Annotated in this window: 20 protein-coding genes and 1 pseudogene; 18 read left to right on the top strand and 3 right to left on the bottom strand. The window is 37.4% G+C overall.

Annotation, left to right across the window (positions count from 1 at the left end; translation table 11 throughout):
* Position 1: 1 nt before the first annotated feature.
* The 6 genes from ACXAD1_RS13545 (at position 2) to ACXAD1_RS13520 (ending at position 8590) form a co-directional block, all read left to right on the top strand.
* Complete coding sequence (locus ACXAD1_RS13545; protein WP_474910308.1) at positions 2 to 928, top strand: phospholipase D-like domain-containing protein; 927 nt, start codon at positions 2 to 4, stop codon at positions 926 to 928.
* Between the two features lie 108 nt (positions 929 to 1036).
* A complete protein-coding gene (locus tag ACXAD1_RS13540) occupies positions 1037 to 1900 on the top strand; it encodes a DUF4007 family protein (protein WP_474910307.1) in 864 nt (287 codons plus the stop codon).
* A gap of 2 nt (positions 1901 to 1902) precedes the next feature.
* Positions 1903 to 5346 (top strand): hypothetical protein, encoded by a 3444-nt coding sequence (locus tag ACXAD1_RS13535; protein ID WP_474910306.1) that lies wholly within the window; start codon positions 1903 to 1905, stop codon positions 5344 to 5346.
* A 16-nt stretch (positions 5347 to 5362) separates the two neighbouring features.
* Positions 5363 to 6187, top strand: a complete 825-nt coding sequence (locus tag ACXAD1_RS13530; RefSeq protein WP_474910305.1) for a hypothetical protein — start codon at positions 5363 to 5365, stop codon at positions 6185 to 6187.
* A 372-nt stretch (positions 6188 to 6559) separates the two neighbouring features.
* Positions 6560 to 6946: a hypothetical protein gene (locus ACXAD1_RS13525; RefSeq protein WP_474910304.1), complete on the top strand. Its 387-nt coding sequence runs from the start codon at positions 6560 to 6562 to the stop codon at positions 6944 to 6946.
* A 1167-nt stretch (positions 6947 to 8113) separates the two neighbouring features.
* The gene (locus ACXAD1_RS13520; protein ID WP_474910303.1) at positions 8114 to 8590 is read left to right on the top strand and encodes a carboxymuconolactone decarboxylase family protein; all 477 of its coding nucleotides are present in this window, start codon (positions 8114 to 8116) and stop codon (positions 8588 to 8590) included.
* A gap of 111 nt (positions 8591 to 8701) precedes the next feature.
* Here the strand turns inward: ACXAD1_RS13520 and sigJ are convergent, their stop codons facing one another.
* Complete coding sequence (gene sigJ, locus ACXAD1_RS13515; RefSeq protein WP_474911311.1) at positions 8702 to 9580, bottom strand: RNA polymerase sigma factor SigJ; 879 nt, start codon at positions 9578 to 9580, stop codon at positions 8702 to 8704.
* Between the two features lie 385 nt (positions 9581 to 9965).
* Here sigJ and ACXAD1_RS13510 point away from each other — a divergent pair, with 385 nt between their 5' ends.
* The 7 genes and pseudogenes from ACXAD1_RS13510 to ACXAD1_RS13480 all read left to right on the top strand — a co-directional run bounded on the left by ACXAD1_RS13510 (position 9966) and on the right by ACXAD1_RS13480 (position 17250).
* Positions 9966 to 11087 carry a sensor histidine kinase gene (locus ACXAD1_RS13510; RefSeq protein WP_474910302.1) on the top strand — a complete coding sequence of 374 codons (1122 nt, stop codon included), beginning with the start codon at positions 9966 to 9968 and terminating at the stop codon, positions 11085 to 11087.
* Positions 11088 to 11301: 214 nt separating this feature from the next.
* Positions 11302 to 11934 carry a response regulator gene (locus ACXAD1_RS13505; RefSeq protein WP_474910301.1) on the top strand — a complete coding sequence of 211 codons (633 nt, stop codon included), beginning with the start codon at positions 11302 to 11304 and terminating at the stop codon, positions 11932 to 11934.
* Between the two features lie 117 nt (positions 11935 to 12051).
* Positions 12052 to 12983, top strand: a pseudogene (locus tag ACXAD1_RS13500) (ABC transporter ATP-binding protein).
* A 13-nt stretch (positions 12984 to 12996) separates the two neighbouring features.
* Positions 12997 to 14262 carry an ABC transporter permease gene (locus ACXAD1_RS13495; RefSeq protein WP_474910300.1) on the top strand — a complete coding sequence of 422 codons (1266 nt, stop codon included), beginning with the start codon at positions 12997 to 12999 and terminating at the stop codon, positions 14260 to 14262.
* Positions 14262 to 15365, top strand: a complete 1104-nt coding sequence (locus ACXAD1_RS13490) for an ABC transporter permease (protein WP_474910299.1) — start codon at positions 14262 to 14264, stop codon at positions 15363 to 15365. The genes ACXAD1_RS13495 and ACXAD1_RS13490 overlap by 1 nt, the downstream gene beginning before the upstream one ends.
* 343 nt (positions 15366 to 15708) lie before the next feature.
* Entirely contained in the window at positions 15709 to 16608 is a 900-nt protein-coding gene (gene purU, locus ACXAD1_RS13485) for a formyltetrahydrofolate deformylase (RefSeq protein WP_474910298.1), read from the top strand.
* Between the two features lie 153 nt (positions 16609 to 16761).
* Positions 16762 to 17250 carry a DinB family protein gene (locus ACXAD1_RS13480; RefSeq protein ID WP_474910297.1) on the top strand — a complete coding sequence of 163 codons (489 nt, stop codon included), beginning with the start codon at positions 16762 to 16764 and terminating at the stop codon, positions 17248 to 17250.
* 96 nt (positions 17251 to 17346) lie between these two features.
* Here the strand turns inward: ACXAD1_RS13480 and ACXAD1_RS13475 are convergent, their stop codons facing one another.
* The gene (locus tag ACXAD1_RS13475; RefSeq protein ID WP_474910296.1) at positions 17347 to 17817 is read right to left on the bottom strand and encodes a DinB family protein; all 471 of its coding nucleotides are present in this window, start codon (positions 17815 to 17817) and stop codon (positions 17347 to 17349) included.
* A gap of 351 nt (positions 17818 to 18168) precedes the next feature.
* Positions 18169 to 18726 carry a helix-turn-helix domain-containing protein gene (locus tag ACXAD1_RS13470; RefSeq protein WP_206844026.1) on the bottom strand — a complete coding sequence of 186 codons (558 nt, stop codon included), beginning with the start codon at positions 18724 to 18726 and terminating at the stop codon, positions 18169 to 18171.
* Positions 18727 to 18838: 112 nt separating this feature from the next.
* Between ACXAD1_RS13470 and ACXAD1_RS13465 the strand changes: the two genes are divergently transcribed.
* From ACXAD1_RS13465 to ACXAD1_RS13445, 5 genes are all read left to right on the top strand, one after another.
* Positions 18839 to 19435, top strand: coding sequence for a LysE family transporter (locus tag ACXAD1_RS13465; RefSeq protein WP_474910295.1), 597 nt, complete (start codon positions 18839 to 18841; stop codon positions 19433 to 19435).
* A gap of 254 nt (positions 19436 to 19689) precedes the next feature.
* Positions 19690 to 20601, top strand: a complete 912-nt coding sequence (locus tag ACXAD1_RS13460) for a LysR family transcriptional regulator (protein ID WP_144539257.1) — start codon at positions 19690 to 19692, stop codon at positions 20599 to 20601.
* A gap of 183 nt (positions 20602 to 20784) precedes the next feature.
* Positions 20785 to 22008 carry a M20 family metallopeptidase gene (locus tag ACXAD1_RS13455; protein WP_474910294.1) on the top strand — a complete coding sequence of 408 codons (1224 nt, stop codon included), beginning with the start codon at positions 20785 to 20787 and terminating at the stop codon, positions 22006 to 22008.
* Between the two features lie 3 nt (positions 22009 to 22011).
* Positions 22012 to 23436 (top strand): YfcC family protein, encoded by a 1425-nt coding sequence (locus tag ACXAD1_RS13450; protein WP_474910293.1) that lies wholly within the window; start codon positions 22012 to 22014, stop codon positions 23434 to 23436.
* Between the two features lie 196 nt (positions 23437 to 23632).
* Positions 23633 to 25315, top strand: coding sequence for a M28 family peptidase (locus tag ACXAD1_RS13445; RefSeq protein ID WP_474910292.1), 1683 nt, complete (start codon positions 23633 to 23635; stop codon positions 25313 to 25315).
* Positions 25316 to 25713: the final 398 nt, after the last annotated feature.

Here is a 25713-nt window from a genome sequence, read left to right as displayed (position 1 = left end):
AATGAGTGTGAAAATAATACATTCTGAAGAAATAAAGGAACAACTAAAGTACAATTTATTTAATACTAAAAAAAATCTTACAATTATTTCTGCTTATGTTAAGTTAGAAGCTCTAAAGTGGATAGAATCTAACGTGTCGAGCGATATAGCTAGTAAAAAGTTACTAGTTAGATTTCGGATGGGAGATTTACTTAACCGAAGTACTGATATAGAAATTTATGATTTTTGTTGTAGTAATGGTTGGGATATATATGTGAATTTTGACTTGCATTCTAAAATTTTCACATTTGATCAAGTGAATTTTTTGTTAGGCAGTGCAAATGTAACCATGTCTGGTTTGGGTATTGGTGATAAGGCAAATTTAGAGAGTATGGCAGCAGGAAAATTATCATTAATTGAAAATGAAAAAATACAACATTATTTTGCGCATTCTACAAAGTTAATACCCTCTATTATGCAAGAGATGAGAGCTCAAATCCAATGTGTTGAAAATAAAAACATATATAATGGGTCACAATGGAACTCGAGTATTATGTCCCATTTTAAAGGTGAATCAACATTACTATGGGTTTCTGAAATGTTATTTAGTGAAACACCTTATCGTATTGATCTAGGAGATGCTGAACTACTTGGTCTCGACCAAATTCCTTTTAATGGGTTATCGATAGAGTTGGTAAAAGCTAAATTTATAGATTCTAAGGTTTACAGATGGTTACTTGGTGTTGTTAAACGTAATGAAATCATATATTTTGGAGAGCTCTCCGCTGAACTGCATAATTCATTAATTAACGATCCCCGACCATTTAGAAAAGATATTAAACAATTGCTTAATAATTTGTTGAATTGGGTTGTTGAATTAGAAGTAAATGAACTAATTGTTGATCAGCCGAATCGTTCTAAAAGAATAAGGTATGTTGGTAATCATTAAATTAAAAACTTATGAATGCATCTAGTTCTTGCTAGGTGTATTCTTTCACCATTGTATGACTACTGGAGAATCAGTTCCAGTAATAGTTGTATTGAAAGGAAGTATATTATGGCATATGGGCAGCATCAAAGTTTTTATCTGCGTGATCGTTGGTTGAATAAAGCCTTGAAACAGCTTTTAGAAAATGAACGGTTTTTTTACGATAAAGAGGCATTTGAAAAGATAGGTTTAGGAAAAAATATGGTGCAATCATTGAGGTTCTGGGTAATTGCAACCAATGTTGTGGAAGAAAAATTTAATGAAAATCGTAAAAAGGTTCATTTATTAACAGAATTTGGTTCAGTGATCTCTAAATATGATAGATTTGTCCAGTTTGAAGAAACAATTACAATACTTCATTATTATTTAGTAACAAGGAAAGAGCCTGCGACAGCATGGTATTGGTTTTTTAATCATTTCAATGAAAAAGTTTTTACAAAAGATTACTTACTAGATTGCTTTGTTAAGTGGGTTGATCAGGAAGAAAACAAATCTGTTTCAGAAAAAAGCTTAAAAAAGGATATTGATTGTTTACTGAAGCTTTATACCGCTGACCCTAATGTTTCAGATCCAGAAGAAGTAATTCGAAGTCCATTTGATTTCTTAAGATTATTAGTCGAGAATGACGATTATTATTATAAACATACATCAAAAAATATTCATCCAACCGCATTAATGTATACTTTGCTATGTTACGCTTTTGATAATGATGTTGCCTCTGTAACAATTGAGGAGATCGAAACAAAAGCTAGTTTATGGGGAAGAGTATTTAACCTTGACCGAACTATGATTGTTAATTCGTTAGAAAAGTTAATTGATCATCCTAAATATCCAATAAAATTTATTCGTACAAATCAGCTAGATACTATTTGGTTACCAGAAGTTTCTCACCTTGACTACTTAGAATTTGAACTAATGAGAAAGATGGGGTAAGTATGATTCACACTGATAATACATTTAAAACAAGTATAAATATCAAATTTGATTTTGGGAAATCAGATATTTTCAGACGTTACTTACCAACTGCCTCCCATGCAGACTCCTTAAAAGGTCTTCTTAATGGATTTGTCAAAAGTAACTCACCTAAGGCACACATGGTCATCGGTCCTTATGGAACGGGAAAATCTTTATTAGGGACTATTGTTGCTGGGTTAGTTTCAAAACAATTAAGCCAACGTACCACTGAAGAATTAGTAGAAAAATATACCTACGTTGATGATGAAATATACAAATCATTAAAAAAAGTTCGTACTTTAGATAAAGAATATATTCCAGTTATTCTAAATGGTAATGAGGGTTCATTTAGAATGTCAATTATTTCGGCTTTATCAAAAGCATTAAAAGACAATAATATTAATGATGTTGTACTTCCAGGAGTAGTTAATCAAATTGCTAATACAATCAGGATGTGGAAAGAAACATATAAACAAACTTATTATACATTTCTTGATAATTTAGAAACTGCTGGTAAACAATTTGATTTGTGGATGACTGATCTAATGAGCTATGATCAGCAAACGATTCAATGGTTTATTGAGACTTATCCTTTATTGACTTCCGGGTCCGAGTTTGTTGCAAACTATCGTGATGATTTTGTTGAACAAATACAATATATAGTTGCACAACTTGAAAAACGCAACAAAGGAATCTTCATTGTTTACGATGAGTTTGGGCGTTTTTTGCAGACGCTCGAGACTAGTCAATTGAATCAAACAATGCAGGATTTACAGGATTTAGCGGAATTATCAAACCATTATCAAAATTCTTTACACGTATTATTAATTACCCATCGTAACATGCGACAATATGCTTTTAAGCTGGGAGATGAACTCCAAAAAGAGCTTCAGAGAATTGAAAAACGATATGCAATTTATTATATACAGAGTGATGAGGACACATTTGTTAGATTGAGTCAAACTGTTGTTGCACAGTATCAAATGGAAAATACAAATTCAATAATAGATATAAACACAATAAAAAATGGCTTATTGAAGTTTCCTCTTTTTCCTAAAATGAATGCTACTGAGACAGATAATTTAGTAGTCTATGGATCCTATCCAATGCATCCGGTAACTTTATACTTATTACCGAGATTATCAAACCTACTTGCACAAAACGAAAGAACACTGTTTACATTTTTAGAGAGCAAAGAAAAAGGTGGATTGCAATACCACTTTCAAAAGTCTCGAGAATGGTACTTTGCTTATAAGTTATTTGACTTTTTTTATCCCAATCTAAGTAAGCATTCCTTAAATGAAGTAGATGAAAAACATATCGCTTTATATAAAAGAATTGTTTTGAGAACTTCTGGTGTTGGTGACGAAGGTTTATGTTTAAAGTTAGTTCAATTTATGACACTTTGGAATATTACTAGGTTACAAACCAAGTTTAAGATGACAGAAGAGTTTATCGCCTTTTCATTTAATTGGGACCATGAGAAAGTAAAAAGTGTTTTAAAAGTACTGCAAAAATTAAAAGTTATTAGATATAATGGGGTTTTAGAACAATGGGAATTATTTGAAGGCAGCTCTGTTAATATTGATAAATTAATTAATAAGAAAAAAACTGAAACAACACTCTCTCTAAAGGAAAAGCTCGATTTAATTGAACAGTTGTTACCTAATAAATATTATTATTCCAATGAGTATAATAATGAAAAAAGTTTAACTAGATTTGCAAAAGTATATCCATTATATAGCTTTCAATTAATGGATAGAGAAATTGACCTTGATAATCTCATAAAAAACAGTCAAGCTGATGCTCATATAATAAATATTGTTTTAGAAGATGAAGCTAATATCCAAGAAATTGAACAAATTATTAAGGAATGTAACCTCGAACAGACACTGTTTTGCCTGTCAAGCGTGAAAGTAAGTGATATAGATCAACACCTAGTTAACAATCATATTATTGATAACTTAATAAGTAATCCTGATGTCTTAATGACAGATCCATTATTAAAAGATGAGCTTTTAATAAAGAAGAGTGAAATTGAAAATAATATTAATAGAAGCCTGCAAACATTCAGTCAATTCAGTAAAGATCTTAAATGGTTCCATAAAGGGGAAAAAAGGGAAATTCTCGATGAGTATAAGTTATCTAATTATCTTTCTAATCTAATGTTTGAACTATATCCTGAAACCCCTGAGATAAGAAATGATTCATTTAATCGACGGTTTATTAACAGTGTACAAAGAAAAGCGGAAATTAAAGTTCTTGATCATTTATTAACTGATTTTAAGAAAGATAATATAGGGTTAACTGGATATGGTCCAGATTACTTAATTTACGCTACTACATTTAAGAATAATAACCTAAATATAAATAATCTAACCAATATTGAAAACAGTCATTATCGTTTGTTACGTGAAAGATTACTTATAGCTTTAAATAAGTCAAATGAAGGATCATTGATTGATTTAGTCAGTATCTTAGTTAATAGTCCGTTTGGTATTCGTCCACCCTTGGTACCCTTATTGTTTTTAAGTTTATTAAGAGATGAATGGGACAAGTTATTGTTTTATCGTAACAATATGTATGTATCTGAAGTAAATGGGGAAGCGATATATAAAATTTTTGAAAATGCACATTTATATCAGTATAAATATGTACAAGTGAACGATTGCTTTAACGAAATGTATGATGAAATTCAACGACTTTTTACAAATTGTGAGGTCATTAAGGATTACCAACCTAAGCAGATTATTATTAGTAGTCAGTTGCTTAAATGGTTAAGAAGTTTGCCTAGAATTACTCAAATGACCTCAAATATCTCTTCAGAGGCTCAGAAAATAAAAGCTCTCATTAAGCTAGGAGAGGTAGACCCACAAGTAATGCTTGAACAGATATATGATTTGCATAAAAATGATTCAGGTATATTTGAACGTGTAAAGCAAGAATTGGAACATTATAATGAGTTACACTTTAGGGATTTAGGAAGCGTAATTTTGCAACACTTCAAAACGAATGGATTTAAAGAGTTGCTGGAGACTACGAATAAGTTAGATGCTGCTACTAAGAAAAACAATCTTTTAGTTAAAACTATACTTTCTTCCAATAATGAAAATTGGGTTGATAATGTAGCTTACTGTTTAGTAGGCGTTGAGAGACAGAATTGGTCAGATACGACAAACCAAATGTTTACTACTCAATTAACTAATGAATGTAAAAAGCTAAATGAAAAACAAGTGGAATATGAAAATTTCGTAGAGATTCAGGTAAATGGGGAAACAAAAATCATTAATGAGATTCAGTTGTCAGAGAAATCTCAATCAATTTATCAAAATGCGCGAAGGCTTTTAAAAAATGCAGGAAGGACAGTTCCAAAAGAAGAGGTAGAATACCTAATTTGGAAGTTGTTGAAAGAAGCCTTAGATTAGAAAGGGGTTTTAATGCATGGAACGGAAACAAGTACATGTTGCAATGTTTAGTGGAGGAGCATCAAGTGCTTATGTGGCTTACAATATGGTACAAGCACACGGAAAGGAAAATAGTATTCTTTTTTTCACCAATACACTTTGGGAAGATGAGGATAATTACCGATTCATGGACGAAGTAGCGGAGTATATTGGTTTGGAAATTACAGAACGAATGGATGGGCGTACACCAGAAGAAGTGTTTTATGATTATCGGTTTTTAGGTAATTCAAGGCTGGCCAAATGTTCAGAAGAGCTTAAAGTATATCAAACAATTATTTTTCTAGAAGAGTTAAGAGATATCCATAATCTTGAACCAATTCTTTATTTTGGAATAGGCCCTCACGAGTCACATCGGGCAGACAATTTAAAAGAGTTTTATGCACACAATCCAATTGAGCCAATTGAGACTAGATTTCCAATGATTGAAACATTTAAGTCTGACCTTGATGTAAAGTCTATTATAGAAAACGAATGGGGAATAACACTACCTAGAATGTACGATTTAGGATTTTCGCATGCCAATTGTGCTGGACGATGTGTTCGAGGCGGGTATGAGCATTATAAACATTTATATCAAGTTTGGCCACAACAATACCAAAAACAAGAAGAAATGGAAGAGCGTTTCCGAAAACATTTCGAGAAGAATGTATCGATCCTAAAAAGAGACAGTAAACCATATACTTTAAAAGAATATAGAGAACAGATTTTAGAGAAATTAAATGATGATGATAAGCAAGTCGAATTCCATGAATTGTTGAAAAAGGAAGACAGTCATATTCCATGTGTATGTACTTTTTCCTAAAAGAAATACAGTTAGCCATCAACCATTATCTTTAATGTTGATGGCTATATTTAATTATAAATATTAGCCGAAGGGGAAAGTTGCTATTTCTATTTAATAGTAATTTCTTTAAAGGATATAATTCTCGTTTTTTTAGCAGACATACTGCACTTAGATGAAGTTTAATTTTGTAAAGTTTTAAGAAGGTATATATCAGAATTAATTTTTACTTAATGCAACAATGATTCAAAATTAAAAATCAAAGGCAGCCATAGAATTTTGGCTGCCTTTGATTTTTGTTTTCTAATCCAGTAATTATTTGGAAGAACGGTGTACATAATAATCTTAATGTAATAAACGCTTTTGCAAATAAATTATTTAGGGGAATGCTGTATGACAAATCCGTTTTTAAATAAAAGGGCATTACACATCAATCAGCGGGTTAAAGTATATCGAAATCTTCGCAAAAAATTATTTTCAGTGTTGGATAAAAAAACTCGTCTTTTGATTGGATATAAGGATACCTTGGTGTTAACTAACGTTGAATTTAAAGTAAGTAAAGCTGGTCAGGAGAGAGTTAGAAGAGAGAGACAAAAAAATGTACATGCCTATGTGATTGGTGATTATATTGGTCACGACGTTAGCAATATGGCAGATCATCAGTTAATTTATTATAATCCATATATTACTGACACATTTGTTACCGTTGGAAACAATAATCCTATATTAAAAGCAGAGAAGTGTTATTTAATTAATGGTATGTGTTATGTAGAATCATGATTTTTTCTTTGGGGTATTTCTGATAAATGCTTTCTTTGCAAAACTTGTGGTTAAAGATATTGTTCATGGTTATTCACAAATACTTTTCGCATGCAAATTACAATGGTCGCATGCAGTAAGTGGAATTTTACAAAGGCATAGTTAAAATTTTAATGAGAATGGAAAAAGCCCGGGTGCCAGTGATTGCAATATAGTAGGAAAGTAATTCTTAGTTATTACTACAAATGATCAGCTCCTTTGATATTAGTTTAAATCCAATTAAGAACAAGGCTTTCCCCTCTTTTCTGCTGCTCGATACTGATGTTTATGCCCCAAAAAGCCAAAGATAACTGGGGTGAGAAATAAATTATCGAGTAAAATTTGGATAAATCCGAAAAATATGACTCTTGGGGATTACACAAAAACGGTTAGTCTAGCATCTATATCAAAAATTACAAAACCAGTATTGTTTAGAAAATAAAAAAAATGATGGAAAAAGTATCAGGTTAATTTACGGACTTAATTTCTAAAAAAGAAACTGATCTTTTCATGTTTATGGACCCAATTCGAAATGACAGTTTGGCAGTTAGCGCTCTCCTAGCTCAACCTTCCTACAAATCGCTTACAATTTGGAGAAATATCTTACGTCTAGCTGTATTATCACCTCGTTAAACCCAAAAAAGTCAATCTTGCTATTTTTTTCTTATATTCAGCCAATTGATGTGGGAACATCCTATTAGTCAATTTTAAGAACTAAGGGAAACACACTAATTCTAACTAAAGAATAGTCGATATAATAATTGACTATTTTTTTTCGTGTTGGCATAACTCCAATGTGGACCTGTTTTAGCCGTAACTTGTTGGCAGTGAACCTGCGTACAATCTAATTGCCGGATGTGGTTTTTCTATAAATGGTCCTTCATACACCTGTCCCCATTACTCCTCGCATAGCTATGCACTCAAATTACTTTATTACAATCGAAAATGTCACAAAAAGAATCCTAACATCGTTATATTTATGAGCGGGATTAAGGGAGGGTGGTGAAACAAATCAAGGGAAAATGATAAACATAAACGATGACAGCTAGAAACATTAGATAAGCTTTTATTTGAGACCGTCCAAAAAGTTATAGTCTTAGATTACATGTATAAGAAAATTAAATTATAAATGAAAAGGGGCACAACAATATGACACAACGTATTAATTACATGCAGCAATCTCCGGAATTTGTTAACAAGATGATGGAACTAAGCAATACTGAGAAGGAAAGTTCAATTGAGGAGAAAATCATTCATCTCGTTCACATTAGAGCTTCACAAATGAATGGATGTGCATTTTGCGTGGATATGCATATCAAGCAGGCAAAGATCCATGGAGAGGGTGAGCTTCGCCTTTATCATATCCCGATTTGGCGCGAATCCACTCTGTTTAGCCCACGTGAACGAGCAGCGCTTGAATGGACTGAGATTTTGACTAAGCTGCCTGCACACGGTGTTCCTGATGATATTTATGACAATGTTCGTGAGCAGCTATCAGAAAAAGAACTATCAGATCTTACCTTCTCCATCATGGCAATCAATGCCTGGAACCGTATCAGCATAGCGTTCAAAACAGTGCCGGGTTCTGCTGACACAGCTTTTGGATTGACTAAAGCTGGTCTATGAGTGGTATAAACCTGAGATTATGATGGGCTTTTATAGATTGAGTCAAACAAAAGGGACCGGTAAGATGGAATTAACCATCTAACCGGTCCCTGTATAAATAGAACCCGAATGCTACCTTAATACTCCTGTAGTATGCTTCAGTTTATCGGGGTTTCGGATAATGTATATGTTGCGGATCAAATTTCCCTCTGCATGAATGATTCCCACTGTATGAATGCTGTCATGGGTTCTTAAGATATAAGCAGGTTGTTCGTTAATTTGACTGATTTCCATTTGCAGAGTTCCCTCAACCATTGATGCTTTGCGTAAAACGCCGAGAAGAAAGCGAACAACGCGATCACTCGTTTTAATTGGAAAAATAGCAGCCTTTGCTTTTCCTCCTCCATCAGAGACCAGTATAACATTAGGATCAAGCATAGATATCATTCGCTTCATGTTCCCCTGTTTGAGTGCTGCCAGAAAGTCAGTAATCAGTTCATTTGGGGCTGTTTCAGTATGAACAAGCTCTTCAGAGGTAATACCCATTTTTGCACGTGCACGACTGAATAGTTTACGGCAATTCACCGTGCTTTTTTCCATGAGCTCTGCAATTTCCTCATAGTCAAAGCCCAGTGCCTCACGCAGGACAAAAACAACACGCTCCGCTGGTGTAAGCCTTTCAAGCAGTACGATCATCGCATACGACAATAAATCACCCTGCTCGACTGATTCGATGGAATCATCATTCGAACTTGAATGAAACAGAGGCTCTGGAAGCCACTCCCCAAAATACTGCTCTCGTTTTTTGCGCGCGGATTTTTGTAAATCAAAACATCGATTCGTGACCATTTTACAAAGATAAGCTTTAGGCTCAGATAGCTTCTCTTTAGGAACATCATATAATTTTAAAAACACATCATGCACAACATCCTCTGCATCAGAGGCAGATCCTATCAACTGATAGGCGAGCTTAAACAGCAATCCTTTATATTGCATGTACATTTCTTGCATCATTTCACTTCCAATCTTATTCGGCCAAATGCTGATTCAAAGCAAAGGCTGCTAAAATAAAACGAGGTAAGGAGAGTTTTTGTGACAAATAGCAGAGGTGCTCCTGAAATTGAACATAACTCGTGGTATTTATTATGTGATGGCTTAGGAAGAGTTTGCTTTTTTACAAACTATAAACGGCTGTGGAGTTGAAATACCGCATTCTAGTATATTTATAGCAGTAAATGAAGGACGACTTTTTCAAATACAGGTGAATTTACTATAAGGCTTGGACTATATATATATTATATCTGAGCCACGTTGCTTATAAGAACAAAATATGGTTAATTTGGTTATTAAATGATAAAATTTACAGTTGTAAACCCTTAAGAAAAGGGGGCATTTCATGAAGTCCTACTGGCTTTGGATCCTATTAAATATGGTTGTTTGGCCTTTTGCTATTGCTTATCTTAACCTCCCTATAAATCAATTGGCAGTTTACATATTTGGTGTAGCATTTTACTTCCTTCTATTTTTTCTCGTTCCATTGATCGAGAAAAAGCCCCTTGTTTTATTTTGCATATTAGGTATTAATACGGTTATTGCAGGAGCAACCCTATTTCCCTACAATGATCAATTTAATCCCTTTCTTATTCTCATCCTTTCCCTTCTAATCGCTGAGGGCTTTTATCGGCTGCCGTTTCGATACAGTGTAGCGAATGGGGGAATTGGTGCATTCGCATTAGGATTCACCACTTTACATAGTAATCTGGGCTGGTTCCTTCAGACTTGTATAACTGTATATATCCTATTCCTTTTGATAGCTCTCATCCATTATAAAAGCACCAAGGATCATCTTATGGATCTGGAAGCACGCCACGAAGCTATTTTCAGTGAATTTCGCGATTTAAAACGGAGAGCTGTCTCAGAGGAGGAGCTTGCCAGGCAGGAGGAGCGGGTGCTGATTGCCCATGAAATCCATGATTCAGTTGGCCATAAGCTGACCGCCCTTATCATGCAGCTGGAAATGTTTCGTCTGCAAGCCTCTGAGCAAGAACAGGAAAGAGTGGAATCATTAAAGGAACTAGCTAACGAAAGCCTCAACGAAACACGAAGGGCCGTTAAATCGCTTAAGGCCAATGACACCGGCGGACTTCCAGCTATCCTGCGGTTAATTCGCAGGCTCGAATTGGAAAATATGATGCACATTCATTTCTCCGTCAAATACGGTGCCTTTTCTGCCCCGTTGACTGGTGAACAATCCTTTGTGATCTACAGATCAGTCCAGGAAGCCTTAACCAATATCATGAAGCACAGTGATGCAAAAGAAGCAGAAATCACCTTCGAAGCACCAGGCGGCAGCATATTCCGATTCGAAATTCGGAACCCATCCACTGGAACGGATGGCTATCACGAAGGCTTCGGACTAAGCCAAATGAGGCAGCGTTTAGAGAAGCAAAATGGTGGTTTGAAGGTGTACCAAATTGAAAGACACTTCATAGTTAACGGATTCATTAAAATAAGGTAATTCTCGTAAAGGCTTTTGAGTGCTTATTTAATAATTATCACTGAGTTGATTGGAGCGGAAGGTGCGAGACTCCTACGGGAGCAGCGGGACAGCTGAGACCCCGCAGACGCAGAGCGTCGAGGAGGCTCAGCGCCCGCCCCGTGGAAAGCGAGTACCTGCAGCGGAAATCAACGGGCAAAATTCAAAGACAATCTATGAGAATAGAGGTGATACCATGATTCGAATACTCCTGGCAGAAGATCAGGTAATGGTCAGACAGGGCTTAAAAATGATGATTGAAACCGAACCTGAATTCAAAGTCACAGGCGAAACAGATAACGGCAAAGAAGCCATCAGCCTTTGTGAAAAAATGCAATTTGACATTGCCATTCTTGATATCCGCATGCCTGTAATGGATGGACTAAAAGCGGCAAAAATCATCCAATCCCGCTGGCCGCAAACAAAGATCTTAATGCTGACAACCTTCGATGACGATGATTATGTCATGGAGGCGCTTCGGATAGGCGTTAGCGGCTATATTCTAAAAAACGGTGACACGGATTCACTGCTCCGTTCGATCCGAAGTGCACTAAAAGGCGGTTTATCAATAGAAGAAGGAGTAGCTGCAAAAGTCGTTCCTCAATTAATGAAACAGCAGGACACCAAGGAACCGGATCCTTCCCTAACACCCAGGGAACGGGCCATCCTGAAATGCATTGGGGATGGGCTCAGCAATAACGAAATCGCAGAACGGCTTGCCATTTCCATAGGCACCGTAAAAAATAACACAAGCCAGATTTTGACGAAGCTGGATTTAAGAGACCGGACACAGCTCGCCATCTATGCCATCCGCCATAACCTTGTCTAATTCAGATAAAATGATAAAAGTAATGGTGAAATACATAACTCGTGACGGGAGACAGTAGTGATGCTGTTTCCTTTTTTATATGCTGAACGTATCAACTAAATAAAGGAGTGTGGAACCATGCTCGAAACGGTAAAACTGACGAAAAGCTTTAAAGAAAAAAAAGTGGTGGATGAAATCAACCTTTACTTGCATACAGGTGAATCAGTCGGCCTGCTTGGACCGAATGGCGCCGGTAAATCAACAACGATTTCCATGATTGCATCCCTCATTAAGCCGACTTCCGGGGATGTAAAGCTTGACGGGAAAAGCACGATTCAAAATCCTTCAGACCTTCGAAAAGTACTTGGAGTAGTGCCACAGGAAATCGCGTTATACGAAGAGCTATCAGCCTATGAAAACCTGAAGTTTTTCGGAAAAGCCTATCGTGTTGAAAAAGAAACCCTGGAAGTCCGTATTCAGGAAGTGCTGGACATGGTCGGCTTAAAGGACCGCCAAAAGGAGCTGATTAAAACCTTTTCAGGCGGAATGAAACGAAGAATCAACATCGCGGCTACGTCCTGCATAATCCGAAAATCCTCATACTCGATGAACCGACTGTCGGCATTGACCCCCAGTCACGAAACCATATATTAGAAACCGTTCGGGAATTAAATCAAACCCAGGGCACTACCGTCCTGTATACGAGCCATTACATGGAGGAAGTCGAGCAATTATGCAATCGGGTCTATATTATGGATCATGGAAAAATCATCGCAACTGGCAGCAAGGAAGAATTGCTGAGTATTTTATCCAGTGAAGATACCATCGGGGTTCAGCTCAGCAAGAGAAGTGAAGCATTCACGGATAAGATTAAAACGCTGCCAGATGTCCTTCAGGTGGAACAAACTAATGAAGGGCTTCGCATTCTGGCGAAGAAGAATCATCATCTTTTAAGCAGCCTTGTGCATGCTGCTGAAAAAGAAGGCATTCAAATCATGAACTATCAAGTAGAAATTCCAAGCCTGGAGGACGTCTTTCTGCACCTGACAGGTAAAACATTGCGGGATTAAGGAGAGGTGAAAAATGGGCGCTTTTATTAAAAAAGATCTCCTGGTTTTCTGGAGAGACCGCAAAGAGATCTTAATGGCTTTAATGCTTCCCATCCTGATCATTGTGATCTTGAATTTTGCCTTTTCAGGCCTTTTTAAGGATGAAAAAGCGATGCAAATAGATATTTCAGTGTTGCAGGAGGATGATGTGAAGAAGGGGAAGGAGCAATTTGCTGCTGCTGTGGAAGCGAAGGGATTATCCTCCGAAGAAAAAAGTGTACTACTTGCAGAAGCAGATAACCTTGATCCTGTAAAGCTTATTCATGATTTTCTGAACAGCTCTGATTTAAAGGAATGGGTGACTGTCAAGGACTTCAGTGAACAGGAAGCAGCGGAACAGGTGAAAAGCGGGGAACTGGATGCGATTATTAAAATTCCAGAAGGGTTTACGTTTGAATCGTTATCCGGTGTTCTATTAGGGGAAACATCTCAAGGGTCCGTAACGATTTTAGCCAAGGAGGAATCGGCAGAGGTCAGCACCCTTCAAGAGGTCGTCCATACCTTTGTAAATACGGTAAATACGCAGTTTGCCCTTGGGAGTAAAGGAATCAAGGCCACGGCAGAACCCATTTTGCCAAAGGGAGGCAAGGAAGTGGTTGAAGGGGATGATGGTGCGGATGCGTATACCATTTCTCAATATTTCACGATCGCAATTGGCACCCTTTTTGCCTTATTTATGGCTCAAACGGTTTCGTTAAAAACGATGACAGAAAAGCGGGAGCAGGTGTTCAATCGGATTTTATTAACGAATAGCCATCCGTTGTCCTTCTTAATTGGGAAAACGGTATCCGCTTTTATTCTCTCCATTCTGCAATTCGCGATTACCCTGACGGTTGTTCAATTGCTGTTAAATGTATTCCCGGATAAATCATTCACGTTTTGGGTTGGGTTAATGGTTGTCCTGATCGCATTTGCCTTAACGGTAGGGGGACTTTCCGCTTTATTTACGGCTCTTACCCTCCATTTAAGCGACACCAACGCAGCAAGTGGTATATCGACCCTTGTCATTATGGGGTTTGGTGTTTTGGGCGGCAGCTTCTTTCCACTGGAAGGACTTCCGGAGCCTATTCAAAAAATCGGCGAATGGACACCGAATGGCCTGACACAGACAGCCCTTATTGAATGGGTTCAATATAGTCATTTCAATGACTTGCTATTCCCGATTATTTTTCTAATGGGTGTATTTATCATTTGTTTTGCCATCAGTGTGTCAATCTTTCCAAAAAGGGGGCGAAGCTGATGTATCCAGTGTTTTACGCTCAATTCCTAAAGGACAAACGAAAGCCGCTCCTAATCCTGACATTTATTGGCCTGAGCATCTTAGCTACTCTCATTTTCGGAAACTCGGCCTGGCAGACGAGTACCACTGTTTCTGTGTTTGCCTCCGGGCCAAATGCCGAGGAGATTGAACAAAAATGGGTAAAGTTATTAAATAAGGATAATGAAAATACCGAATATGTTATTTCAGAAGAAGGGGAAGCACGTGAACAGGTTAGAGAGGGAAAAAGGGATGTTGCCATTCTATTATTGGAACAGGATTATCGCTTAATAACCGCATCTGATATGCCAAACATCCAGCTGATCGAGCAGGATGTTCATAAAGTATTTACGGAGGAAGCACAGCTTCAGGCGATCACAGGCTCAGCTGATACAGCTGAATTAAGAGACGAAATCGATCGCTACCTGGAAAAACCGCCCCTGACCGTTAACACCAAAAGCGTGAATGGCGGAGAATTGACCAGCCATAATATGGGGACCCAGCTGCTGTTTGGCTTTACCCTGTTTATTGCCATGTTCACCATTGGATTTAAGGTTAATGGCATAAATGCGGATAAAGTCAGCGGGGTATGGAACCGTCTGAACCTTTCGCCAGTAAGTAAAACCAATATGTATACCGGTCATTTACTGTATAGCTTTTTCATTGGATTTTTTCAAATGGCCGTTGTTTTTCTGATATTCGAATATGTCATGAACTATGAAATAGGACCGCTTTCCCTTATTCTGACGATAGCCGCCGTGTTTACATTAAGCAGTGTAAGCCTGGCTATGCTGGTTGCCGGCTTTACCAAGACACCGGAAAAGTTTAATATGGTTTATCCATCTGTTATTCCGATTATCCCGATTATCAGCGGTGTGTATGTGCCGCCTGGTGTAATGGATAATCCGGTTTTCAATTTTATTGCTGACCTGTTCCCTATGGGTTATGCGATTGAGGCTATGATGGATGCAGCCCTTTTTGGTGCTGGCTGGAGTGAGATCATGCTTCCGGTTTCATTAATGCTGTTAATTGCAGTTATTTATATGGGGATTGGAATAAATCTTGGGGAAAGAAGCAGGAGGTAAGAAACAGGCCGAGTTCTTCTGTTTGGAAAATCTCTTCGCATTTACCAATTTTCTTTAAACGTGTTGTACAACGAAGTATTTATATAAGACTGAAGAAGTCTGGAATGTGATTATGAGAAACTATTGACGGTTTTTTTGCTTTCGGGAAGAAAGTAAGGGAACCGTTTTTGACATGTATCTGTATGATGGAAATTTCCTTCACTAAGAGCTGGCACCTAGATTTCAGCATTACTCCATGTTTACTATCCCATAAACCCAAATAAATAACTTTATAAAAAAATATGCTTTTAAATCCAGAACAATAAGTCTATTATAGTTATTAAAATTAAAAAAGGAGATTCATATGAATTCATCTATTCAAGATCAACTTCAAGTATTTAGAGAAAGTCAAAAAAACAGGGGGCGGCTGCTTATCAATTGTCCTGATCAGCCGGGCATTGTGGCTGCTGTATCCAAGTTTCTGTTCCAGCATGATGCTAATATTATTGAATCGAGTCAATATTCGACAAATCCAGAGGGTGGAACCTTTTTTATACGAATCGAGTTTGAATGTCCTGGTTTACAGTCGAAGGAAGATGAGTTGAAAAGTCAATTTAAGGAAATCGCAGAAACCTTTTCAATGGAATGGAAATTAGCATTTGTTTATGAATTGAAGAAGACAGCTATTTTCGTATCAAAAGAACTTCATTGTTTACGTGAGCTGTTATGGGAATGGCAAAGTGGTGATTTGCTTACCGACATCGCTCTTATTGTGAGCAATCACGAGGAAGCAAGACAAATTGCAGAATCCTTGCATATTCCATTCTTTTACATACCAGCAAGTAAAGAAAATAGAGAGGAAGTCGAAGAAAGACAGCTCAAGCTTTTAAAAGAATTTGATATTGACTTAATCATCTTAGCAAGATATATGCAAATTTTGACTCCAGCCTTTGTTGGGGCTCATCCATTCAAGATCATTAATATTCATCACTCTTTCCTTCCTGCATTTGTTGGTGCGAGGCCATATGATCGAGCCCATCAGCGCGGGGTAAAAATAATTGGGGCAACGTCTCATTATGTTACAAACGATCTTGACGAAGGACCAATCATTGAACAAGATATCAAGCGTGTTGACCACCGGGATCATATAGATGATCTAAAAAAGAGCGGACGTTCTATTGAACGGAGTGTTCTTGCCAGAGCGGTTAAATGGCATTTAGAAGACCGGATTATTGTTCATGAAAACAAAACAATTGTTTTTTAAGGAAAAGGAGCGGTAATGAGTGCCTGTCCCTCAGGGGGGGCGTTATCAAATTTGTGCAGACATAACACTTATCAAATTGGACAGATCATCTATATTCGAAAAGTCCAGGGTTCCAGGAAAAGTAAAGAGTAGAAAGAAAAGAGGACGGATACAATGGAGCGGAAGGAATACGAATGGGTCAAAGAGAATCGGGAAGTGCTTTTGGACTTTTGCAGTAAAATGGATCCAAATGATTTTACGTGTGAAATGGGATTCGGCTGGCAGAGTGTGCGTGACACACTTGTTCATGTAGCGAATTGTTATCATGGCTGGCTAGGATCATTTGTTTTATTAAAAACGAAGAAGCCTATCACACCTAGAGAAAACATTCCGACAATCGGCATCGAGGAAATCAGGACACTTTTTGAACAAGCAGATGCTTATGTGTATGAAGTTCTTGAGTCATTTTCTCAAAAAATGGATGAGTCAATCGTGCAGCCTATTCCTTGGAGAGAATCAACTGAGGAGATTTCAATGACTCCTCGAAAACTGTTCATGCATACTGTCACTCACGAATACCATCACAAAGGACAGATTATGGCGATGGCCCGCCAGTTGGGGTATGAACCGCCAAATACAGATGTTCTGGGGACGAGGGACTAGATTTAGATAAGAAAGGATGCCCAATGGTGCTGTTCGTAATATCAATGGGCACCCTTTGTAACTTTTAAGACTAAAATTAAAAAGATCTTCCCTTTTTTAGTTCTTTACACCTGTATGATTAATAACCCGTTCCATCGCTTGAATATGCCCCAAATGGTTTGCCTCATGAAACAACGCAAATTCGGCTAATTCACCAAAGGTTTCAAGTCCCAAAAATGGTTTAGCCAGCTTTTCATTTAACCGTTCAGCTGGAATTTGCTGGATTCGGACCAATTGATCCTTCAGCTGTATAATGAGCTCATCTGTTTCAGGTATATCACCTTTCCAATCAGCCGGCTTTGTACCGTTCCCAAATAATTCAATATAGTTTGCAGGGATATGGGTCGTTTTGCGGGGAAAGCCGAACATAAACTGTTCACAGACCGTTAATACATGGCCAATATGCCAATGGATCGTGTTGTTAAAACCGTCTGGCTGTACCCTTGCTACATCCTTTGATACTGACTCGATCTTTTTAATAAAATAACCTCTTGTCTTCTCAAACTGTTTAAACACTAGTTCATTCATTCTTTTCTCCCCTTCCAAATATTCTCATCTGTTAATATACCAAAAATCCGGAAAGATTAAGAGTGTCAATGGACTGAAAAATGGATTATTGTTTTCTTTTATATACGGAGAAGGTTTAGTTTGAAATTAATAAATTTATATTTTGTAAATGGCAGGACCTTACATCCAACCAATTATAATGTCACTTACACAACCTTAAGCAAACCGTAAGCTTTTCTTTATCAAACCGGTTGATGTTATGCTGTGGGGAACATTAACCGAGGAAAAGCAGCCCCGGGAGGCTGCTTTTTGTGCGGAAGGGTCTGTCAATTTAAGATTTCAGTTAAATTTACGCCAATCATAGCAATGCCTTTATTCTGCCGGGTAAAATAAAATCATACTGACACGTGCCAAAGATTTCCCTGAATTATGATAGGTATGGGGCCGATCAGCTTTGAATCTGATGGAGTCACCGCTTTCCAATGTATATTCATCGTTATTAACCCGTATGGTTATTTCCCCATCAAAGACAACAATCAGCTCTTCGGTTCCCTCGATATGAGCTTCAGCACTCAGGTATCCTCCTTTGTCGATTTCGACAGTGTACACTTCAAATCGTTTATCGTTTTCGAAAGGAAAGTAAGGATATACCCGATACCTGCCATGATCCTCTGATAATGTCTGAATTTCCTTCTTTAAAACAACTTGAGTATCCGGCTGAGGATGATTAATCAGTGAGGTAAAAGAGATCTTTAGACCATTTGCAATCTTCCAGATGGTTGTGATGGTCGGGCTTGATTCGCCCCGTTCAATTTGGCCGATCATCGTTTTACTAACTCCCGTTAATTCGGCCACCTTCTCTAAACTTAATTTTTTATTTTCTCGATATGCTTTTAAGTTTTTAGCAAGAATTAAATGAATTTCTTCCATACATGCATTCCTTTCATCTGTACAATATAACGTCCATAATATACAATATGTAGTAAATCGTTATATTGTCTTTTTGTACATTATAACATACACGCAAAGGAGGAAGGCAGCTGTGTCTTTATTATCTTTTTTCTTATATGTTTTTGTTACCAGCTTTACGCCAGGTCCAAACAATATTATGGCCATGGTATTCGCTAACCGGTTCGGTTTAAGAAATACGATACGATTTTGTTTGGGGGTAAGCGCGGGGTTCTTTGTCATTATGATACTTAGCAGCTATTTTAATCTATTGCTTCATCAATTCATTCCAAAGATTGAATTGATCATGACCATCATTGGAGTCATTTATATGCTGTTTTTGGCCCTTAAAATCATGACCAGTAAATCGGAAAATCAAAACAATAATGATGGAAAGCAAAACGGCTTTTTAATCGGGATGCTTTTACAATTCATTAATCCAAAGGGGATCTTATATGGGGTTACAGTTATATCAACCTTTATCCTTCCATACTATACCTCACATACGAGCCTGATATTCTTTTCCATTTTCCTTGCATTTGTTGGTTTCCTAAGCACCTTTTGCTGGAGTGTTTTTGGATCGATTTTTCAATCCTTCCTGGCGAAGTATAGAAGTCAGTTTAATGTGATAATGGCTTTGCTGCTGGTATATAGTGCCGGTTCGATTCTTGTGGGGTATTTCATTCGGTGAACATCGATTGATTGTTCTTAAATAGGAGGTGCACCCCACAGCTGTATAATGACTAGTAATCCAGGTGACTAGTGTGCGGAAAATCCGGAGGCAGCTGTATGGATTGTGGGTGCGGGAACTACTGGTTAGTATAATAATAGTTTATAATGTTTCTAACGATATTTAGCTCTTAAGCAAGTGAATTTATTTATGTCGATTATCCAAAAAAGTATAAATGAAAAAAGAATCTTATGTTTATTAAAGAGGGGGAGGAAATGCAAGAAAAGGATTGTCTAATATTACAATATCTTTATGAAGAATTAAATCTGACAAAGGCAGCAGAGCGAGTATATATGACACAGCCTGCTCTTACGTATCGATTAAGACAGTTGGAGAGGGAATTCCAGGTAGAGATAATATCCAAAAATGGAAAAAGGGTAAAATTCACACCGGCAGGGGAGTATTTAGTTTCCTATGCAAATAAATATCTTTCGGACTTTAGAGAGGCAAAAGATTACTTATTGAATATGGGGGATGAAGTAAAAGGTAATTTGAGAATTGGAGTCAGCAGTCATTTTTGCCAATATAACTTGCCGCCCATTTTAAAAGAATATACAGCGAATTATCCGAATGTTCATTTAAACGTTGATTCAGGATTCAGTAAAGAGATGATGGGCTTACTGAATGATGGTGAAATCGATGTTGCGATTGTTAGGGGAGACTATAATTGGTCTGATAAGTCTTATCTTTTAGATGAAGAAAGTATTTGTTTAATAACAAAGCAGGAAATCAATATAGAGGACCTTCCCTCACTTCCATTTATCAACCGAAAAGAACCTTTCGTATTAATTAAGTACAAGAATTCCAAGGAACTGTCTGATGTGGAAAATATATCGAGCTGGTGGAATGAACGGTATGAAACATCTCCAAATACTACTATGCTGGTAGATAGCTATGAGACATGTAAAGAAATGGTTAAGATGGGGCTGGGCTTTTCCATTGTTCCTCAAGCATTTATTCATAATCATGATCATGATCATCTCTTCTGTTATGATTTAGCTTATAAAAATGGGCAAAAGATGAAGAAACGAACCTGGCTTTTGTACCGTGAATCCTCTCTGCAGCTAGCGGCTATCTTCAAATTTGTTGAATCCATTAAAGCCTTATATTATATCAAAAAAGACTAGAAGGCACAGCTAGTGTTGCTCTTCTAGTCTTTTCTTTTTGAAATAAGGTATACAGTACTCACTACTATCCAAAAATTTTTTTTGGGTAATCTAAAAAAAGATTAATTTTACTTATAGTATGTCTGTGTGTAACATTAAAAAATATAAGTTATAATATTCTGAAAAAATCGAGGGGTGTACTTTATGAATGATATTTCGGTCAAAGGTAAGAATGCAATCATGCATGCAATAGATAAGAGAGACACAGAGCTTCGGGAATTATCATTAAAAATTCATTCAAATCCAGAAACTAGTTTTCAAGAATATAAAGCAATGAATTGGTTAGTTGAACCACTGGAAAAATCGGGTTTTTCTATTGAAAGAGGACTTGCCAACTTGGAAACTTCCTTTCGAGCAACATGGGAGGGGCAAAAAGGAGGACCAACCATTGCTATTTTAGCAGAATATGATGCATTAGCCGGGCTGGGACATGGATGCGGCCATAATATTATTGGTACTGCTGCAGTGGGGGCTGCGTTAGCCCTAAAGGACGCACACCCAAATCTTAAAGGGAAAATTATTGTCATCGGAACACCTGCTGAAGAAGAAGGAGGGGGGAAAATTCTAATGGTCGAACATGGGGTATTTGATGATGTCGATGTAGCGATGATGTGCCACCCTCACGGTAAGACAATGGTATTACGAGGGGGACTCGCATGTGTTGACGTTACTTTTAAATTCTATGGGAAAGCAGCACACGCCTCTGCTTCTCCTGAAAAAGGGATCAGTGCACTGGATGCAGTTATCCATACCTTTGTTGCGGTTAATTCCTTACGTCAATTTTTTAAGGATGACGTTAGAATACATGGAATTATTACCAAGGGAGGTGAAGCAACAAATGTTGTGCCAGCGTATTGTGAAGCAGAGTTTTTATTAAGAGCTGAAAACGTCGAGTCGTTACATGTTGTTAGAGAAAAGGTTTGTGCAGCTGCACGATATTCAACCGAAGCTGTTGGGGCTAGATTAGAGATTTCTGAGGGTTTAATTTATGCAGAAAGAAATAACAACAAGGCATTAGCTTCTATTTTTAAGAAAAATCTTGAAGAGCTAGGTGAATTGGTAAGCGATCCTCCTGAAAAGGGAGGAATTGGCTCCTCTGACATTGGTAATGTTGGACAAGTAACCGCAACGATTCATCCATATATAAAAATAACGGATACTGCTGCAACACACACTCCTGAATTTGTGGAAGCCGCAGCATCAGAATATGGGATGTCCGGCTTAAATAAGGCAGCAAAAGCGTTAGCTATGACAGCGTATGATATTTGTCTTAATCCTGCAAAATTACAAGAAATCAGAAACGAATTTGATAAATGGAAAAAGAATAAGGATGCTAAATTATCTAAAATTAAAAGAAAGGGGATTTGATAAATGAAGCCTACTCCTGGAATGGAAACTAATCAAGTGAAAAAAAGGAATTTTTTTAAAATGCCTCACACGTTTGTCATCATTATTTTCTTCATATTCTTTGCAGCCTTATTAACATACCTGCTGCCAGCTGGGGAATTTGAGCGGGTCAAGGATGAAGCAACTGGTCAAACGCTTGTTGTTGAAAATACCTTTAAATCTGTTGAGCAAAGCCCGGTTAGTATCTTAGATATACCCTTAGCTATTGTTCATGGTTTAGTGGGTGCTGCAGATGTTGTATTCTTTATTTTTATAATTGGCGGGGTATTTCAAATTATTAATTCAACAGGAACGATAGAAGCTGTCGCAGCTCGGGTAGGAAAGGCTTTTGTGAATAAAGGTCTAATTATTATTCCAATATTCCTTATTCTTTTCTCTGTTGGTGGATTTACAATGGGGATGTCTGCGGAGGTTATGGCTTTTGTACCGATCGGAATTGTAATTGCTAGATCGCTGGGATATGATGCCATTACTGGAACAGCGATGGTTATGCTAGGAGCTGCTTCAGGTTTTACAGCAGGATTATTGAATCCATTTAATGTAGGGATAGCCCAAGCCATTGCGGAACTTCCTATGTTTTCGGGTATGTGGCTTCGTGCCATTCTATTAGTGGCATTGTTATTTTCAACGAGTTTGTATATCATTCGTTATGCAAAAAAGGTTAAAAAGGATCCGACTACAAGTCTTGTTTATGATTTAGAAATAGAGGAAAATCGCGGTGAAATAGATTTATCAGCTTTACCATCAGTAAAAGTGACTCATATTTTAACAATACTCTCAGTAATAGCAGGGTTTGGTGTTCTAATTTGGGGTGTTTCCAGCCAGGGATGGTGGATGGAAGAATTAGCAGCATTCTTCTTGAGTCTAGGAATTATTGTTGGTTTTCTTTCAAAATACGGACCTAGTAAAATTGCAGGAGAGTTTGTTAAAGGTGCAAGTGCCATTACATTCGGTGCGTTTATTGTAGGTATCGCAAAAGGGGTTGTCGTTGTTTTAGAGCAAGGTTATGTCATTGATTCTGTGGTGAACGGACTTGCCTCAACGATTGGTCAGCTGCCAGCCTCTGTTCAAGTTCTTGGGATGTACACATTTCAAAATATTTTAAATATTTTTATTACCTCAGGAACAGGTCAAGCGGCTACAACCATGCCTGTCTTAGTTCCTTTATCAGACCTTATCAATATTACAAGACAAACAACGGTCCTTATCTTTCAACTGGGTGATGGACTATCCAATATCATGCTGCCGACATCTGCCATGTTAATGGGAAGCTTGGCGGTCTCAAAAATCAAATATAACCGCTGGATCCGATTCATGTGGCCGCTTTTCCTAATCTGGTTTTCCATCGGAGCTGTATTTGTATTAATTGCTCATGGAATAAGTTATTAAAGGCACGGATTGGTATCAGGCAATCGACATCTTAGCAGTAGAATGTTTAAGTTACAATTGTCTGTTTAATATTCACGTGCAGCTTCCTAATCCCTAGAATTCAAGTTACCTATCAAGACTTTATATTCCTCCTGCGAAAACATAGCTTTGCAGGAGTTTTGTTGTTTTTATTACTGAATGGGCAGGAGTGAGAAGATTGGAAAAACCGGGTATGAATGTATCTCATCTAGTTGATAAAAGTGAATTGGAGAAACATGTAAAATTCCTTTCTGAGCTGGAACGGCTTTCCGGTGAACCCGAGGCAGAAGAAGCGGTTACCTACATTATCAATCAACTTAAACAATATGGAGTCTCCTATGAACGTTATCAGTTTGATGGATATTTCAGTGATCCACATTATGGTGAAGTATTGGTGAATTCGCAAATTCCTTATACATTAAGGGCCAAGGCCAGATCCTTTAGCAGGAATTGCCCTAATGGCATAACTTCTAAGCTTGTGTATGATAAATCAAGTGATAGAAAAGGGGAATCATGTATTGTAGATTTCAAAGGAAAAATAGTTATTAGCTGGAACTACCTTGAGGATTATGTTATGCAAATTGAAAAGGCTGGAGCTTTAGGTTTAATACATATTTGGCCATCAGAAGAAGAGGCCATTCATGAAGAAACCGTAGGGACCATTTGGGGGACTCCCACGATTGAAAATATGGACCAACTAACAAAGCTTCCTGTTGTCGGAGTCAATTATCATGACGGTATTAGGCTCTTAGAGGAATTGGCTGACAAAGAAATTAACGTAACCATAAAAACAGGTTTAAAAGAAGGTATTAAGACTGTTAGTTTACCAGTTGGCACCATAAAGGGCGAAGAGGAAGAGTTTCTTTTAATTTCTAGCCATTATGATTCCTGGCATAAAGGAGCCACTGATAATGCTGTAGGAAATGCCTTATTACTCGAACTTGCCAGACTGTTCAGTATTAGTAATTCCAGGTTAAAGAGAGGAATAAAATTTGCCTGGTGGCCTGGTCACTCCAATGGCAGATATGCTGGATCGGCATGGTACTGTGATCATTTCTGGGAGGACCTAAATGAAAGGTGTGTTGCTCATATTAATGTGGACTTTCCAGGTTCAAAAGGAAATGAGGCGATTTTTCCAAGATCCACTTCCATGGAAGATAAGCACCTGCTTAAAGAAATTATCAAAACTTATACAGGGAAAAAACCAGAACAATTAACCTACCTTCCGCGTGGTGCAGACCAGTCCTTTTGGGGACCTAATATCCCCATTCACATTATGTTTAAGTATGAACCTGCCAGTGAGAATAAAATCTATCAAACACCAGGGGGGAATTGGTGGTGGCATACAGAGAAAGATTTGTTTGACAAAGTTGACCTTGACTTGCTTGTACGGGATACGAAAATTCATAGCAGTCTTGTTAATAAACTTTCAAACTGTGGAGTATTGCCAATCCGGCTTGATGAATTTTTGAGTTCAAGCGTAAATATCCTGGAGCAAATTGATTCACTGAGCGACAAAGAATTTGATTTCGCCCCAATTTATGGGTCTCTAGAAGTGTTAATGAGCAAGGTGGAGAAACTACATGAAAAGGAGAATCATAATGAAAAACGGTTAAATGAATTGCTGAAAAAGGTATCTGGTACGTTAAATCGGTTGATGTTTTCATACTCTAGCAGATATGAATATGACAACACCTTCCCTTTTCATCCCTATCCGGGTTTGGCAAAAGTTAAAGGAGTTTATCATAAAAATACCACACCAGAAATATTTTTATTTGCTTGTACTTATTTTGTTCGGCAGCGAAATCGTTTTGTACAGGAAGTTAAAGGGATTTGCAGGGAGATTGATTTGTATATTTAACCATGGGGGATTCCAAATTGGACAGTACATCACTGTTACCGATCCGGGTTTATCGAATAGCAGTCAGTTGTTTTCCGAAAAATGGATCGAACAGCCGAATGCCAATGACCAGATAGGGAGTACAGAATACATTTGCATTTAACTGCAATAACAAATTTATAACAATCACTGACTCAACTGGCAATATGGTGGCTGATAGAAACGGGGAAGACTCCTAATAGTAGATGAAATGGTGTGCCTGGTTAAAAGATAGGCACGCATTTTTTTTGAATTTAACATATCATTTATACCTTGAAACAGACAAACCTGTTTCTTTTTCATTCTGTAACAGTCTCAAAGGGAACAGTCACAAAATGTTCGAAATTAAGAGAATATTTTCTGTTTTTTATGAATGACTT

Source organism: Cytobacillus sp. ABV4_503 (assembly GCF_056158445.1).
This window is presented reverse-complemented; position numbering and strand designations above follow the sequence as displayed.

Coding starts and splice junctions, on each gene's coding strand:
- ACXAD1_RS13450 (WP_474910293.1), top strand. CDS start 22,012: ATGAAGCCTACTCCTGGAATGGAAACTAATCAAGTGAAAAAAAGGAAT.
- ACXAD1_RS13495 (WP_474910300.1), top strand. CDS start 12,997: ATGGGCGCTTTTATTAAAAAAGATCTCCTGGTTTTCTGGAGAGACCGC.
- ACXAD1_RS13525 (WP_474910304.1), top strand. CDS start 6,560: ATGACAAATCCGTTTTTAAATAAAAGGGCATTACACATCAATCAGCGG.
- ACXAD1_RS13520 (WP_474910303.1), top strand. CDS start 8,114: ATGACACAACGTATTAATTACATGCAGCAATCTCCGGAATTTGTTAAC.
- ACXAD1_RS13505 (WP_474910301.1), top strand. CDS start 11,302: ATGATTCGAATACTCCTGGCAGAAGATCAGGTAATGGTCAGACAGGGC.
- ACXAD1_RS13475 (WP_474910296.1), bottom strand. CDS start 17,817: ATGAATGAACTAGTGTTTAAACAGTTTGAGAAGACAAGAGGTTATTTT.
- ACXAD1_RS13530 (WP_474910305.1), top strand. CDS start 5,363: ATGGAACGGAAACAAGTACATGTTGCAATGTTTAGTGGAGGAGCATCA.
- ACXAD1_RS13490 (WP_474910299.1), top strand. CDS start 14,262: ATGTATCCAGTGTTTTACGCTCAATTCCTAAAGGACAAACGAAAGCCG.
- ACXAD1_RS13540 (WP_474910307.1), top strand. CDS start 1,037: ATGGCATATGGGCAGCATCAAAGTTTTTATCTGCGTGATCGTTGGTTG.
- ACXAD1_RS13455 (WP_474910294.1), top strand. CDS start 20,785: ATGAATGATATTTCGGTCAAAGGTAAGAATGCAATCATGCATGCAATA.
- ACXAD1_RS13545 (WP_474910308.1), top strand. CDS start 2: ATGAGTGTGAAAATAATACATTCTGAAGAAATAAAGGAACAACTAAAG.
- purU (WP_474910298.1), top strand. CDS start 15,709: ATGAATTCATCTATTCAAGATCAACTTCAAGTATTTAGAGAAAGTCAA.
- sigJ (WP_474911311.1), bottom strand. CDS start 9,580: ATGCAAGAAATGTACATGCAATATAAAGGATTGCTGTTTAAGCTCGCC.
- ACXAD1_RS13480 (WP_474910297.1), top strand. CDS start 16,762: ATGGAGCGGAAGGAATACGAATGGGTCAAAGAGAATCGGGAAGTGCTT.
- ACXAD1_RS13510 (WP_474910302.1), top strand. CDS start 9,966: ATGAAGTCCTACTGGCTTTGGATCCTATTAAATATGGTTGTTTGGCCT.
- ACXAD1_RS13460 (WP_144539257.1), top strand. CDS start 19,690: ATGCAAGAAAAGGATTGTCTAATATTACAATATCTTTATGAAGAATTA.
- ACXAD1_RS13535 (WP_474910306.1), top strand. CDS start 1,903: ATGATTCACACTGATAATACATTTAAAACAAGTATAAATATCAAATTT.
- ACXAD1_RS13470 (WP_206844026.1), bottom strand. CDS start 18,726: ATGGAAGAAATTCATTTAATTCTTGCTAAAAACTTAAAAGCATATCGA.